This window comes from Mangrovimonas sp. TPBH4 (assembly GCF_001280505.1).
Classification (GTDB): domain Bacteria; phylum Bacteroidota; class Bacteroidia; order Flavobacteriales; family Flavobacteriaceae; genus Mangrovimonas_A.
On record NZ_LBIO01000040.1, the window covers coordinates 272,515 to 288,545 of the forward strand.

Annotated in this window: 6 protein-coding genes; 1 reads left to right on the forward strand and 5 read right to left on the reverse strand. The window is 40.6% G+C overall.

What is annotated here, in order from left to right; all coding sequences use genetic code 11:
* Positions 1 to 104: 104 nt before the first annotated feature.
* Positions 105 to 1,595: a histidine ammonia-lyase gene (gene hutH, locus ZA05_RS05195; protein WP_197276052.1), complete on the reverse strand. Its 1,491-nt coding sequence runs from the start codon at positions 1,593 to 1,595 to the stop codon at positions 105 to 107.
* Positions 1,596 to 1,676: 81 nt separating this feature from the next.
* Between hutH and ZA05_RS05200 the strand changes: the two genes are divergently transcribed.
* Complete coding sequence (locus ZA05_RS05200) at positions 1,677 to 2,564, forward strand: LysR family transcriptional regulator (protein WP_053990616.1); 888 nt, start codon at positions 1,677 to 1,679, stop codon at positions 2,562 to 2,564.
* 153 nt (positions 2,565 to 2,717) lie between these two features.
* On the opposite strand, the gene ZA05_RS05205 is transcribed toward ZA05_RS05200, so the two are convergent.
* The 4 genes from ZA05_RS05205 to ZA05_RS05220 all read right to left on the reverse strand — a co-directional run bounded on the left by ZA05_RS05205 (position 2,718) and on the right by ZA05_RS05220 (position 15,888).
* On the reverse strand, positions 2,718 to 6,080 hold the full coding sequence (locus ZA05_RS05205) for a T9SS type B sorting domain-containing protein (protein ID WP_157514532.1): 3,363 nt from the start codon (positions 6,078 to 6,080) through the stop codon (positions 2,718 to 2,720).
* A gap of 121 nt (positions 6,081 to 6,201) precedes the next feature.
* Positions 6,202 to 8,070, reverse strand: coding sequence for an OmpA family protein (locus ZA05_RS05210; protein ID WP_053990618.1), 1,869 nt, complete (start codon positions 8,068 to 8,070; stop codon positions 6,202 to 6,204).
* A gap of 20 nt (positions 8,071 to 8,090) precedes the next feature.
* Positions 8,091 to 9,023: a type IX secretion system membrane protein PorP/SprF gene (locus tag ZA05_RS05215; protein WP_053990619.1), complete on the reverse strand. Its 933-nt coding sequence runs from the start codon at positions 9,021 to 9,023 to the stop codon at positions 8,091 to 8,093.
* A 70-nt stretch (positions 9,024 to 9,093) separates the two neighbouring features.
* Positions 9,094 to 15,888 (reverse strand): choice-of-anchor J domain-containing protein, encoded by a 6,795-nt coding sequence (locus ZA05_RS05220; RefSeq protein WP_053990620.1) that lies wholly within the window; start codon positions 15,886 to 15,888, stop codon positions 9,094 to 9,096.
* Positions 15,889 to 16,031: the final 143 nt, after the last annotated feature.

Below are 16,031 nucleotides of genomic sequence, written 5' to 3' on the forward strand. Positions count from 1 at the left end.
GTTCTCTATTTTACTCGATAATCGAGATTTGAATACTTCGAGACCTGCCTCGAAATTAAAAAATTGTACCTTTTTAATGCATTACGGGTTTGCCCCAAGGCAATTTATTGCACCCTAAAGGCTTGTTCTTGTACAAATTGAATGATGGCATAAATATCGTCCTTCAACACACGGTCATCTTCCAACTTCGCCACTTTACTTCTGATCAACTTAAAGTTTTCTTCCACAATATCGGAAAAGGTATTTGGTCGTCTAAATTCCAAGGCTTGGGCTGCATACATCAATTCGATAGCCAAAATCTTTTCAATATTCCCCAAAATTTGGTTGAACTTACGCCCAGAGATACTTCCCATAGACACGTGGTCTTCCTGCCCTAAAGAGGTTGGCACACTGTCTGCGGAAGGCGGGAAACACAAAGATTTATTCTCGGTTACCAAAGCCGCTGTAGTGTATTGTGGAATCATAAATCCAGAATTCAACCCTCCAGATTCGGTCAACAAACGAGGTAATCCAAACTTCCCTTCCAGCAACAAATAACATCTTCTATCGGCAATATTTCCTAATTCCGAAGCTGCTATCGAAGCATAATCCAAGGCCATTGCCAAGGGTTGCCCGTGGAAATTTCCACCTGAAATGGCTTCCGTTTCACTCAACACAATTGGGTTATCGGTTACGGAGTTCATCTCAATTTCTGCCAATTCATTTAAATGATAGAAAGCATTTCTTGAAGCCCCGTGCACCTGCGGGATACAACGCATGGAATAAGGATCCTGTACGCGGGCACAATCCAAATGCGATTTGATATTTTGGGAATCCTTAAATAATCGGCGCATACGCTCGGCTACTTTAAGATTCCCTTGAAACGGTCTGATGGTATGTAGCGCTTCCTTAAATGGCGAGGCACTTCCTTGGTAGCCCTCAATGCTCATGGCTCCTGCCACATCGGCCAAGTCCAAAAGATATCCCATTTTTTTAAGCCCTTTAATGGCATGGGCCAAAATGAACTGGGTTCCGTTGATCAATCCCAAACCTTCTTTGGCCTGTAATTGGATAGGCTCCAAATTATGCGTTTTTAAGACCTCTTTGGCAGGTTTAATGACATCGCCTACCCAAAACTCACCTTCGCCCAACAACGGCAAAAATAAATGCGATAAAGGCGCCAAATCGCCCGATGCTCCCACCGAACCTTGTTCTGGAACCACTGGCAACAGATCATTTTCTATACAGTACAGCAATCGATCGATCACTTCCATTCTCACACCCGAAAATCCTTGACATAAGGCCTGAACCTTACAAATCATCATGATTTTGGACAACTCCTTATCAATCGGGTTTCCTACACCAACGGCATGGGTAATTACCAAGTTCTCCTGTAATTTACTGGTTTCCTCTGGGGTAATCTGTACATCGCACAACGGCCCAAATCCTGTATTGATTCCGTACACGGCCTTATCGGAATTGGCCATGATTTCTACCTTTTGTCTGCAAGCATCTACTTTAGCCTTGGCCTCTTCGGTCACAATCCCTTTCAAAGTTCCTTCTGCAAGAGCCATTACGGTATCAACCGTAAGCTTATCTATACCATATTTAAACATCATTCTCTCTCGTTTTCTATTAGTTTTTACAAAGTTATCGCTATTTTTGATAGCAAATAATATCATTTACATCACTCATTGATGCCTGTAAGTAATCAAATAGAATTGCGTCACCTGCACTATTTTTTGGCTGTCGCCGAAGAATTGCACTTTAGAAAAGCGGCCGATAAGCTGTTTATTTCCCAACCAGGGTTAAGCAGGCAAATCAAACAATTGGAAGAATTGTTGGGCATTACGCTTTTTGAGCGTCATAACCGAGATGTAAAACTTACCAAGGCTGGCGCCTATCTTCATGCTGAAATCAGCAGAAACTTATCCCGACTAGATGGCATTTTTGAACATGCCAAACTTTTACAGGACGGTAAGCAGGGTCGCCTGAATTTTGGTTATGTAGGCTCGGCGATGCAGGAGCTTATTCCGAAATTGCTTTTGGCTTTTGAAGAAGAACATCCTAATGTGATCTTTAGTCTTAAGGAAATGGACAACCAGAGCCAAATAGACAGTCTTATTGCCCATGATATTGACATTGGATTTGTGAGGTTGGAACGCGTGCCGAGAGGACTTTACTTTAAGCAGATTTTAAAGGAACCTTTTTGTTTGGTACTTCCCAAGGATCACCCATTGGATAGCAGTAATTTTAAAAGCTTGACCCAACTAAAGAACGAATCCTTTATTCTTTTCGATCCCAAGTACAGCACGTCCTATTACGAAAAGGTGATGCAAATTTTTGACGACAGTGGCTTTAGCCCAATCGTGTCCCATAATACCATCCACGCCGATTCCATTTATTCGCTTATTAAGAATAAATTTGGAGTTTCCATTGTTCCCAAGTCCCTGCAGGTAGGGCACGATCCTGGGGTGAAATTTATCGAACTTTCCAAGATTCCGCAACGTACGGTACTTTCAATGGTTTGGGACCCCAGCAATATGAACCCTAGCTTGGAACATTTTATAAAACTGATCAAATAAAAAAAGCACCTATTTGATATAGGTGCTTTAATAGATTTCGATACAATTTTTCTCATTTCTTTCGAAAAATCACTCAATCTGACAATACTTTATTTCACTAGAGATTCTTCATTGCGTTATCACTCCATTCTGAATGACAACACTCCATTTCATCTATCTCTTGATGGAGAAGTGCGCTTGGAATTTCTTAGGAACCCCAAACTCTTCATAGGTCAACACAAACCAGTAGTCAGTTGAAGGTAAAGGTTTTCCGTTGAAACTTCCGTCCCAAGGCATTCCTGAAGGTCTAATTTTAGTCAATATTTTTCCATATCGGTCATAAATCAATATTTCCGCTTCTCGGTGGTCCTGAAGTGCAAAGATGTTCCAGAAATCATTATGACCATCTCCATTAGGGGTAAACACTTTAGGATAATCGATAATTCTGATGTTCTCAATTACCAATGTACCACAAGAAATCTCTGCTGTCATATCATGCACGTAAACCGTGTGTAAACCACCACTTACATTGGTAAACACACCTCCATTATCTACAATAGGTCCGTCATCCAACTGATACCAATAGTCTCCATATCCTTCCACTTCAACAATAATGCTTGGATTTGCAGAAAAGGCCCCAGATTGGTTGACACTTACCAATACCGCTTGACTGGATTGGAATACTTCAAAAGCCTGGCTGATTTCGGAGGTACAATTGGTCTCCGATTGAATTTCTTCAATAGATACCGTATACAATCCTGGAGACGCTGTATTTACGGTATAGGTCCCTTGGGTAGCGCCGGCAATTTCAACACCATTCAAGTACCAAGTATAGGCATAATTGGCATCTTGCAAATCACTTACCAAGGTTACAGAATTTAACACCTCTCCTGTTTCATAATCCACACAAATAGTATCATTGCCATCCTGGGAATAAATTTCAGGATTCAATAATGGTGCCACCGTATATTCAAAAGAAGTAGTATCAAAACACTCGTCAGGAATATTATTGTTCACCACTCTAATGTAGATAGTTTCACCATAAGCTGTCCCATTTATATAGCCTGCAGGATCAACAATTGGATTACTACCATTAGCTGCATCGGCTTCCGAAAGATAGTAGCTCACAGAAAAATCGGTTGGATTTTGCCCATTCAATACTTCCGCATTTAAACTTGTTAAGTCCAAGGCAGCATAGCCGTCATTCTCACCATCGTAATCACAAACCGTCATTGGCTCTGGCATGTTGGCAATGGCTGCCGCTTCCACATTCAATTCAAACGGAAACGTCTCGGCACAACCGGAAGCACTGCTAGCAATTAACACATAGATCGTTTGATCGAAAGCAGTTGTATTGGTATAAGGATTACTTGTAATTTCATTTGTCGCAGCAGCATCTTCAAAGAAAGATACTGTATAGTCTGCAGAACTTTGTCCAGTTCCTAAAATATTGTCCGTCTCAGCAACTAAATCAAAAGCATAATACCCACTGCCATCTGCACTACAAACCGTCATACTACTCTGTGCGCTGGTTGGTATTGGCTGAACTTCCAAATCGAAACTAAATACCGCATAACAACTCGTTGTTCCTGCATTGGCACTAGTAACATTTACATACACCGTGCTAGTTCCTGTAACATAATTGCTAGGATTTGGAATTGGATTCGCACCAGATTCCGCCTCTGTTTGAGTAGTGTGATATGTAAAGTTTAAGTTAGCAATGCCATTGGCAATGGTAGCTTCATATTGTGTTAAATCGAACGGCTCCTGAGTATCATTTGGAGTCTGCAAATCGCAAAGTACTATAGGATCCAACACGGTAGTACTTGGGTCTGGCAATACAGTTATTTCCAAGACCAAAGCTGCTGTATTGGAACACAACGAACCTGCCGTAGTGACTCTTATCCCCAATACCGTTTGAGGGTTTGGAGCCGTTGTATAGGCACTAGGATTTGTTATTTCATTTGTATCATCAATAGCATCCTGCTGGGTGGCATGATAGGTCACCACATAATTGGAAGGGTCTGTGGCATTGGCCAAGATATCGGCTTCATAATCCAACAAATTGAAAGTATATTGTCCATCGCCATCCGTATCACATTCAGACACGATGTATTCTTCTTCTAACGCAACAATAGTTTCAACTACAATAGTTTCTACCTCATTAAGATCCAGGGAACAAAATGGCGAATTGGCACTGGTAACAGATTCTATAGTCACATCCGTGGTTGTCATTAACCCCGGAAATTGCAAGCTAAAGTTTCCTGAAGCATCAAGGTTTACCGTTGTAGAACTTCCACTACCTATATGGTACACAATAGCAGCATTAGGATCTCCTGTAAAGGTAATTTCCCCTATCTCTCCTTCACAAATTGGAGAATTATTGGTGACCGTAAGCTCTGAACCACTATACACCGTAATTCCCAAAACTTCACTCAGGGTTTGTGAGCAAACCACATCGCCATTACTATCCAGGATTCTGGCATACTTCAATTCGAAAATCGTGTCCTCTGTATAAGTTTGGGTTAAAGTAGCTTCTCCCGAATCATCTAATACTATTTGTTGGGTAGTCCCCGCATCAATACTATAACCAACGGTCGCACCAGGTGTTCCTGTGAATGTAAAAGTTACTTCTTCACCATAACATACAGCAGTATTATCCACCGTTACCGTTGCATCAGGAATTTCTGTAACAATCAAATTGAATTCTACTAAATCATAGCAACCAGACACATTTTCAACCTTAGCATAAATTTGCTGCGGATTTGAGGTATTGGTATAGATTCCAGGCAAAGGATTGTTATCATCTGTGGCATCGGCCAAACTAGCATAAAATTGAATGGTATTGTTTGCGAGATCTGAATTAATATCAGATTTGACAGCATTTAAATTGAAGATTCCCGTAGCCCCATTAGTACTACAGGTCATCAAATCATCTATTTCGTTTGCCACTGGGGATTCTGGAAACGCTCCATCACCATCCATGGCTGATCCCGTCCATTGAATTTCAAAACCGCCACCTTCATACGGCCTATCAATGACAATGTAATAACTATCCCCAACACTTACATTCAACCAATACACATAGCCTGAATCACCGTTCGCTCCCGGCCCTTGCGTAGTGCCTAGAGTACCATCGATTCCTGTGTTATTATAGGTTAAACCAGCCTCTATTGGATTAATAGTATTACAGCGAATAGGAGTACCCCAAAAATCTCCACAATTTCCATCATTGGCATCATATACCCAAAAGTCATAATCTACAGCCAAATCAGCATCATCCGGGATTAAATCAAAACCTAAATTACCAGCTTGTACAATATCTACCTTTAACCAAATGGTATTGTGTTCAATACTTCCACAAGCAGCAACTTCATCAATATCACCAGCACCCTCTGCATTACTACTAAAGCTTCCATTTCCACATACAATAATAGCATCGGCACAGTCATTTGGGGTTAGCTGTGCATTAGCTTTTAGTAAGCACATTGCAAAAAAACCAAACATTAAAAATTTCTTCATTCTAACTTTCTTCATTACATAATTTAAAACTCCAATAGTCAACCTGCAATCTCAAAATTTGCAAATTGACTATCAGAAGTTTATAGATATTTTTAGTTTTTTTGGCTGGTCGGCAAATTTATACTAAAAAATGGAATTACTTTTTAACAATCAGGAATTCTGAGCGTCTATTTTGCGCATCCTCTTCTTTAGTACACTTAGACTTACAGTCTATTTTTGGTTCTGAACTACCCATTCCCTTAGCTGAAAGTCGTTCCTTGGCAATCCCTTTAGAAATTAGGTATTGTACCGTTGCTTGCGCACGTCTTTCAGATAGTTTTTGGTTGTACTCGTGGTTCCCTTTGGTATCGGTATGTGAGCGTACCAAGATTTCCATTTCTGGGTATTCTTTCATAACCGCCACTAATCGATCCAACTCAAAGGCTCCTTGTTGGGTGATGTTACTCTTATCAAATTCAAAATAAATATTGTTCAACTTCACCTCTGTTTCTGTAATCAATTCATGCTCTGGCTCCAAAACCACGGTTACGTTGGTAGTCCCTCCTTTGCTTGGAGCAACTTCAACCATTGCCATTTTGTATCCCTGTCTTGACACATTAAAATAGTATGCTGTTTCGCATTCTACTTTGAAAGTAGCCGTACCGTTTGCTTGATTAACTTCAGTAGCAATAACATTGTTTTGGCTGTCCAAAATTGATACTGAAGCATTTGCAAGCACAGAGCCTGACATGGCGTCCTTAACCAAGGCCACAGCCTCAGCAATACAAACAGGGATAGCCGTATAAATATTGTCTACACCTGTTCTGTTTGAAGAGAAATACCCCACATTGTACTTTGTATTTACACTAAAAGAGAAATCGTCACTTTTAGTATTTACAGGCTTTCCCAAGTTAATGGCATCTTCATTTTTGCTTAGGTCTACTTTAAAAACATCGAAACCTCCTAAACCTTGCTTTCCAGTAGAGGCAAAGTATAAAATATGCTCTTCGCTAATAAATGGAAACCCTTCCTTACCGGCGGTGTTTACATTAGCTCCTAAGTTTTCAGGAGTGCCATAAGCACCTCCATTAACGCTTACTTTCCAAATATCGGTATCTCCAAAACCACCTGGCATGTTAGAGGCAAAGTACAGCGTTTTTCCATCGGCGCTTAAGCTTGGGTGACTTACAGAATACTCTGTGCTGTTGAATGGCAAAGCTTGGATATTACCCCACTTACCATCTTGCTTGGTAGCGCTGTACAATCCTTGTTGCCCAACTTTCACCTTGTGCTTCTTAACTTTTTTGTAGTTTCCAGTGCTCAAACCATCACGAGCGAAAATCATGGTATTACCATCGGCACTCAAAGTGATAGGTCCATCATGGAACGGTGTGTTCAAACTTTTTAATTCTTCTGGCTCAGACAAAGTACCATCGTCATTTCTAACTGACTGGTAAATATCTAAATATGGGCTATTTGTCCAGTTGTCCTTTCTGTTGGTTCCTCTAGAACTTACAAAATACAAGGTGTTGTCATTAGAAAGTACGCTACCAAAATCACTTTGCTCTTGGTTGTTGATACTTACATTATCTACATCGAACAATTTTGTTTGATCCGCCAAACTAGGTACATAATTAGGATTTTTCATATGCGTAATGGCACGCTGGTCCTCTGGCATCAATTTGGCGAATACGTCCATTTGTTTGTTAGCCTCTTCATATTTCCCTTGCGATTTCAAGGTCTGTGCATAACGATAATAGGTTTCCCCATCTTGGGTTGTTTGCGTTGCCTTGGCATACCATTTGGCCGCTTCTTCGGTATTGAAGACATTGTAGTAACAATCTCCCAATTGCTTATATACGTAAGTATCGGCCTTATTGTTATCTACTAATTTTAAATAGGCATCAATAGCATCTACATATTGATAGCTTTCAAACAACTCGTCTGCCTGTTCTGTTTGGGCGTTTTGTCCGTAGCTTGCTGCAACACAGATTAACAAGCATAAAAGACTGTATATTTTTTTCATTTGTTATTGGCTTTTTGTGGTTAGAAAAATCTTGGTGAAACAGATACCTTCTTAGCAAAGTTCAAATCGAACAACACCATGATCTCGTGCGACCCTGAAGTACCTCCACTTAAGTCAGACGTAATGGCATCGTAGGCATACCCCACTCTTAAATTAGGTGTAATGGCAAAGTTTGCCAATCCAGAAATAGAATCATCCAAACGGTAAGAGGCTCCCAATTCGAAACGCTCAAAGAACAAAACGTTTGCAGATACATCCAAAGATGTTGGCGCATTAAAGGCCGATTTCAACATAAAGGATGGTTTGAACTTGGTGTTTTCAGAAAGGTCAAACACATATCCCCCTGTTAAGAAATAGTGCAATTCTTCCGAACCAAAGGTATATTCCTGTCCGTTGTTGGTCACATCCAAATGGGTGCTTTTCAACATATTTGGCACAGAAAAGGCCACATAATATTTATCGGTATAATAGAAAAATCCAGAACCGATATTTAGATAGGTATTGCTCGTATTTTGACTAAAGGCCTCGTCATCACTGATTGCCAAAGACGAATTGATATCGCTGAACAACCCAATGTTTTGAAAGGTTGCTCCAGCTTTCATACCAAATGCCAAACGGTGTTCACCACCTAAATTCAAAGTATAGGAAAAATCTGCGTACACATTGTTTTCCTCAACCGGACCAATGTTATCGGAGATGACAGACAATCCCATTCCTACTTTTTCACCTACCGGACTATGGATAGAAAAAGTTGCTGTTTTAGGTGCTCCTTCAATATCTACCCATTGTGATCTATACAACAATCCAATTGATAAATTGTCCTTAGACCCAGCATAAGCAGGGTTAATCACATTCATATTATACATGTACTGTGTGTACTGAGGGTCTTGTTGGGCTTTACCACTCACCATAAAAAGCAGTGCAAAGACCAAGGTCACATATAGTTTTTTCATCTGTATAGTTTATGCTATAATTGGAAACTATCTGCCATTTTACAGGCAGATAGCTTATATTAATTTAGGGTTACTTTGCTCTGTTTATATATACCCATCCGGTTTCATTTGTACCGTTTTGGGTCTCGATACTGTAGAAGTACGTACCTGTTGGCAACTCATCTCCATCTTTGCTTTGTCCGCCCCATTGGTTGGTATAGCTTCCGCTGAAGTTATACACCTCTGTACCGTAACGGTTAAAGATGCTCAATTTCACCACTTGGAAACCTGTTAGATCAAACGTATCGTTTTTACCGTTACCATCAGGTGAAATTCCTTTAGGAATCTCTCCACAAGAGAATTTTTCAACCGTATAACTAGCCGATGTACTACATCCTCCCAACGTTACGGTTACTGTAAATTGTGTTGGTACCGTAGCATCTGGATTATCAAAAGTTACATAATCGGTCACATTGAATGTACTGGAGTTTTCCCCTACCACTTCTCCGTTAGCATCGGTCCAAACGTACTCTACTTCGTCTGGGTTATAAGCCTCACCTACCGGTGCAGCTGTCAATATAATTTCAGCATTATCACAGTCTTCCGAGATTTCAGAAGTCAAGTTGTCTAGGATTGTTACGGTATAAGTACTCATACCACCCAATAAACAGATATCGGCATCTTCCACAATTTCATAAGTAATAGTGTACTCACCAGGTGTACTTGTTGCTACATTGATCTCCCCTGTATCAGGATTGATATCCAATCCAGCTTGGGAACTAAAGCTTCCTCCTAAGGTGAATTCTTCAGATAATACCGGCATTGCAGATCCACTATCTGGACAGTAAACATCCTCATAGGTAAAGTCTGTAGTTGGTGTTGTAATATCATTTACTTCCACCACAATTTCAGAACGAGGTCCTTCACATCCACTGGCATCTACATAACCTACATAGTAAGATGTTGTTCCTGCTACAGACGTATCAGGTGTTGGCGCCTCAGTAGAACCAGTACCTCCTACAGCTTCCGTGTACCATAATAAGGTATAATCTCCTTCAACAGTCGCCGTTAATTGCTCAGCAACCGTTCCTACACAGTACATAATTGGCGACTCCACTACTGGACTCTCTTCGATACCATCATACTCAACCGTTACCATATCATCACAGTAACGCGTTTGCCAAATAAAGGTATAGGTTCCAGGCACTGTAAATCCGCTTACGGTTACCTCTCTTGATGACGCATCAGAGAACAATACCGGCCCTGGGTTATCTTCAGCAGAAATCCAAGTTCCTGTTCCTTCTGCACTCATTTGGATACTGTTGTTCGCACAATCCAACTGATCATTTGTGAAGGTATTGATGCTATTGTTGGCCATAAAATTAGTACCATCCAAAATTACACCGAACCCTGAGTATTTATTTCTGAAAATAAATCGTGTGGTCGATTGTCCTTCCGGAACATTATAGGTTCCTGAATAATTACCCCAAGATCCAACCACTCCAGCTTCTTCACGAATATTCACATACGGTCCTTCTGGTGGTCCTGCAAATAACTGGATTGTATTTCCAGCTGCACGTGGTAAATGTGCAAACGTATAGAACATTTGTGTAATCTCTGAGGTATCAAAATCTCTATATATTCCTTTAATAGGATCATCTTCTTGAGGCACATCTGCATTTGGCCCAATCAAAGTTATAGCCTGACCTCCCTCGTATATTGTAAAGAATGAGTTATTAACCGCTTCCCAGAAGAACAAATAAGAAGCACCTTCTTCAGTTATTTCCACAGATGATGTCCATCCAGGAATTACAGCTTGATCAACGGCATTCAAATAAGAACCTGAATACGAAGGGATAGAAGGATGCTCAAATCCACCGTTAGGTGCACTCATCGCACACAAATCCTCTGGCGTAGTCGTACATAGTGTAAACGTTCTAGTACTTACCTCTGGCGTTGTTAAGCTCAAACGTAATTTATAGTTATCACCCACTACCAATTCTGTTGAATAGCTGGCCACAAACAAATTATCAAAGGTACAGCCCATTTCTTCCAAAGAGCCATCAGTCAATTCCTTGTACAAGGTCATAGTGATGTGAGGGAATGGCTCTACAACCATAGCCGTTCCGGCATGTAATGGATTTTCAAAGCCATCAATCATAAAGTGCTGTACTCTAGACGTGGCTGTAAACTCAAACCAGATATCAGATTCAACTTCATCTCCACAGGACAAGGCCTCTGGTGATAAGCTGGCATTTCTAAAGCTAATATCCACGATAGCTTCCTCACAGTCCTCCCCTTCATTAATAGGGATATTCATGGCTGTAGAGATATCATCTCCCACAGCAAAGGCATAAGGTCCAGACCAGTAACTAGTCTCTCCATCGCTACAAATAGCTCTTACAAAATATTCATAAGTACCAACATTGTCAAACACAAAGTCTGCTGCTGTTGGAACATAAGATGGTGTATTTACTACAGTTCCAGATTGTGGAAGTGTACCATTATCTACAGGCTGCACCGCCACTTCCCATTGGGTTTCGTCTCCACCAGGCGTCCATGAGAATTCAGCAGCACCATTAGCCGTAAGATCTGTAGGCTGAGGACAGGCCACCTCTCCACATTGGGCAATTCCAGTATAGAAGGTTTGTTGCGGAGGAAGCCCTGTGATTGTAGCCACTTCTTCACCTTGATAATCTTCTAAAATCACTTGCCAATCTAAGAATTGATCAGGATTGTAACCTACCGTGTTGAAATACAATTCAAATTCTACACCGGTACATAAGAATAAAGTAAACTCTGGGAACGTGTCATCACCATTGTAGAAAAACAAGGTTTGCATCAACTGTCCATTTTGATATACATCTACGGAAGGGAAGGTAGGGAAGTTCTCATCGACCAAGGTGATGGTATACTCACATAAGTTATCCATATCACATATAGTAGTTACTTCCATTGGTCCTACCCATTCGCTCTTATCTGTATCACTACAAATGGCGCGAACGTAAACATTATATTTACTAGCTTCTGTTAATCCTGTTACAGCAAACGGACTAGCATCTGCAATATAGGAATAGGCCGGATCTACATCACCTGTTGGTGCATCCTCTTCAAAAGGAATTACGGCAATTTCCCATGAATCTTCACTTCCATTGCTATCCCAAGAAGCTGTAAAGCCTTCATCAGTAACAGAACTAATAGCTAAATTAGACGGCTGTGGACAGCTAGGTATATCTTCTACAATGACATTATCGATAATCAATATTTGCCCAGAACTTGCAATTTGGAATCCAAAATTAAGAGCTCCAGATAATGGAATATCAATAATCTTTTCAATATAGGTCGTATTATTAACCGGTCCATCTGTTGCAGAATCATACAATTCGATGTTCATTGATGCCGGATCATTTCCTGAGGTAGACATAAACACCTTAAAGTGATCTGGATATCCAGCATTGTACGCCGCTCTATAGTAAAAACGTAATCTTTGGTTGGCCTGAACATTAATAGTAGGCGAAATCAACCAATCATTAATACTTGTTGGTGTAAAAACAGCCGCCGATTGATCTCCTTCGTAAGAATACATAACGTTATTAGTATTCCATCCATCTGCCGTTGGAATGCTCCAACAAGCTTCTGTTTCAGAACCAGAATCAAACGTCTCTATAAATGGTGTGTTGAATGGATTACATGCAGTAATGAAAGTTACTGGTCCAACCCATCCACTGCTAGAATCACCACAAGAAGACTGAACATACACTTCGTATTCTGTTCCTGCTTCCAAACCAGTAGCAGTAAAGGTTGTTTCATCCACTGTTGCGGTGGTGTTACTTGGCAATCCAACTCCTGCTGGTTGTACTGCAACATTCCAAGCAGTTTCATCGTATCCAGCACTCCAGTCGATATTGGCCGAACTTCCTGTTACTCCAGACACAACAATATCTGTTGGTGTTTGACAGTCATCCGCCGATTCAATGCTTACATTATCTAAATGCAAGTGGGAAAACCCTCCTGTAACATCAAATTCTGGCGGTACTCTAAAGGCCACATAAATAGTGCCTGCTTCCGCTTCAAAATACAAGGTTTTGGTTTCAAAGTTGGCATTGGTGAATTCAAACAACGGATCCAACACGGTAAAACTTGAAGGATTATTATCTGTAGTAGAAATTAATACTTCCATCCCAAATCTACTTGCAGGGAACAACGCACTAAACAATACTTTATAATCAAACTCCAATTTGTTCAATCCACCATTTACGTTGATAGCTGGAGAAATAAACCAATCGTCAAAACCAGCTGGTGGCGCAAATATAGAGGTTTGCACAGCCGCCATATCCGTTAAAGTTGCCCATTGTGCACCATCTCCGTTGGCATTCACTACAGACCAACAGAATTTATAAGAATCCTCATCCTCGTCATTAAAAGACTCGAAGTAAGGCACATCAAAACTGTCACATAAAGTGGTAAACTCAAATGGCCCAACCCACTCACTGTAATCATCTTCTCCACAAATGGCTCTTACATAATATTCGTAATGCGTAGCCGAATCCAAATCATTAGCTGTATAAGGATTTTGATCTGTAATGACTCCAGGCTGAGTGAAATCTCCTGGCTCTGTAGGCACTCCAGCACCTGGCGCCTGCACCATAACCTCCCACTGAGACTCATCAGAACCTAAAGTCCAGCTCAATTCAGCCGAAGTAGTTTGAATGTTCGCCACAGTCAATTCTGAAGGTTGCGGACAGGTAGGAATATTTTCAATTAAAATATCATCAATCGACAAACGCGTTGCCGCTTCTTCTGGGTTAGGCGTTACTACCCAAGCAATGTTTACTTCTCCAGTTACAATAGGAAGTTCTACTTCAACTTCTTCCCATGCCCCGTTAGTAATTACGGTTTCTGGCAATACCTCAGTAGTAAAATTTTCTGCTCCAACACCTGTAGTAGATAATTTGATAGAATAAGTAGAGGTTCCGTTAGTTGCTCTATGCTTATAGATCAAACGTTTTGGCTGCGCCGTAAAGTTCAATCTTGGAGATGAAAAGATATCATTGTTATTCCCTGGGTTATCCAGCGTTGCAATGGTAGGATATCCTGTAAGGTAGCCCCATTGAAATTGATCTTCATTTACGTTGATACTGTACCAACATGGTTCAGGAGTACTTGAGTTAGCCCCTGTAAAATCTTCAAAAAATGGTATTGTAAAGGTCTCACATTGTGTGGTAAAGGTATAAGGGTTAGCCCAAGCACCTGTAGCACCTCCACAAATGGATCTTACATAAAAATCGTAAGTTGTTCCAGCTACAAGCCCAGTATCAATAACATTCCCAGTTAAAGTAGAGGTCGCTACAATACCAGTAGTAGGTACTGGATCTCCAGTTGGCACCACTGCATACTCCCATGAATCTGCAAAACCACCAACGTTTTCCCAAGACATCGATACACTCGTAGCCGTTAAATCAGTGTAGTCAATTCCGGTTGGAGGCGCACAAGAGGACCCTTGCATTTCGAAAGTGAAACAGATTCCAGCATTCATGGTAAGGTTGGAAGAGATGACAATAATATAGGTATTGCCAGCTTCTACCAAAAAGCCTTCCAAAGAAGCGTTCATATTACTCGTGGTAGTATTGATTCCGTCCAAACAAGTTACCCCAACATCCTCACAACTTTCATATATCAATACCGTAGAATAGGCATTCCAACAGTTTTCACCGGCACCGGCACCTGTTGCTGTACTTTGATAAAAGTTTACCAAGCCATCTTCTTCTGGTGTATAGGACAAAAATATTTTATCTCCATTCAACATATTCCAAGTAGCTGGTACACCAGAAATACAGTTTGTCCCTGCGGTATCATAAACAAGATCTGGATTACTATAATTGCTTAGATTGTCTTCAAGAATAAAAGGTTCGGTTAAATCTGAAATTACAATTGCCTCATCACAAGACAGTCCCAATTCATTAGTTGTAAAGTTCACAGGTCCAACCCATTCACTTACGGTACCATTATCACAAACTGCCTGCAGATATACATCGTACGATGTACCACCTTCCAAACCTGTAATGGTATAAGAAGTACCATCTACTGGCGTTGTGTCTTCATCTGGCAAACCTCCTTCCGGAGCAATATCTAAATTGAAACTTGTTGCAGATGGGTGCGACCAGGTCACCAAACCACCTTCAGTAGTTAAATTTGAAATGTCAATATCGGCTAAAGCTACATCCGCACAACCTTCCAACACTTCCACATCATCTACAAACCACTCATCACCTGTTGGCGCAGCTCCGTTTTGTGTATTGATAGCAACAAAGGCCACATACACATCTACACCGGCAATGCTTGACATGTCAACAATCTGTTGTTCGTATTCTGTACCTAAATCGTCTTCTGTAAAGGTTGCTAAAGTCACGTTAAACCCAAACACATCAGGCTGAGCTGCGGTAGACACTCTAATTTCATAAGTGGCTCCATTATCAGCTGCCGTTGCTTGTTTGGTGTAGAAATGAAGTTCTCCATTTGCAGGAATGGTAAACTGTGGTGTTACCAAATAATACTCTGCAGTATTGGCATCTCCAATATTATCTGCACTTGGATTAACAGACACGGCATTGGTCCCTAAATATCCGTCTGAGGTCATCCCCCATTCGGCGGTCCCAACTTCATTGTCAAGAAGTGTCCATGTTGCAGGCACACCACTTTCAAATGATTCGTTAGCCAATTGTGAAAATCCTTTGGTAGTTAAAAGAAAAAATACCCCTATGGTCAATAGGAGTTTTAGCTTCCCTTTTAAGAGGTCCATTCCTGTAGATGTGTTAACATCCACATGAAAATCTCTTCGCAAAAAGAGGGCAGTTTTTGCTACAGTTAATTGTAACTTGTTTTTCATCGTTTGCAATTTCAATTAGTATTTCCGCTCTAAAACTATACATAAATATAACATATATATAGGTAAAGACTTTAATATTTACTGAAATTTGAAAGCCTAAAAGGCTCATCAAAAACATGAAAACCAGCATTTTACCAACAATC

What these genes read in the sequence shown, in the direction of transcription:
- hutH (WP_197276052.1), bottom strand. Translation starts at nt 1,595, where the DNA reads ATGTTTAAATATGGTATAGATAAGCTTACGGTTGATACCGTAATGGCT.
- ZA05_RS05215 (WP_053990619.1), bottom strand. Translation starts at nt 9,023, where the DNA reads ATGAAAAAACTATATGTGACCTTGGTCTTTGCACTGCTTTTTATGGTG.
- ZA05_RS05220 (WP_053990620.1), bottom strand. Translation starts at nt 15,888, where the DNA reads ATGAAAAACAAGTTACAATTAACTGTAGCAAAAACTGCCCTCTTTTTG.
- ZA05_RS05200 (WP_053990616.1), top strand. Translation starts at nt 1,677, where the DNA reads ATGCCTGTAAGTAATCAAATAGAATTGCGTCACCTGCACTATTTTTTG.
- ZA05_RS05205 (WP_157514532.1), bottom strand. Translation starts at nt 6,080, where the DNA reads ATGAAGAAAGTTAGAATGAAGAAATTTTTAATGTTTGGTTTTTTTGCA.
- ZA05_RS05210 (WP_053990618.1), bottom strand. Translation starts at nt 8,070, where the DNA reads ATGAAAAAAATATACAGTCTTTTATGCTTGTTAATCTGTGTTGCAGCA.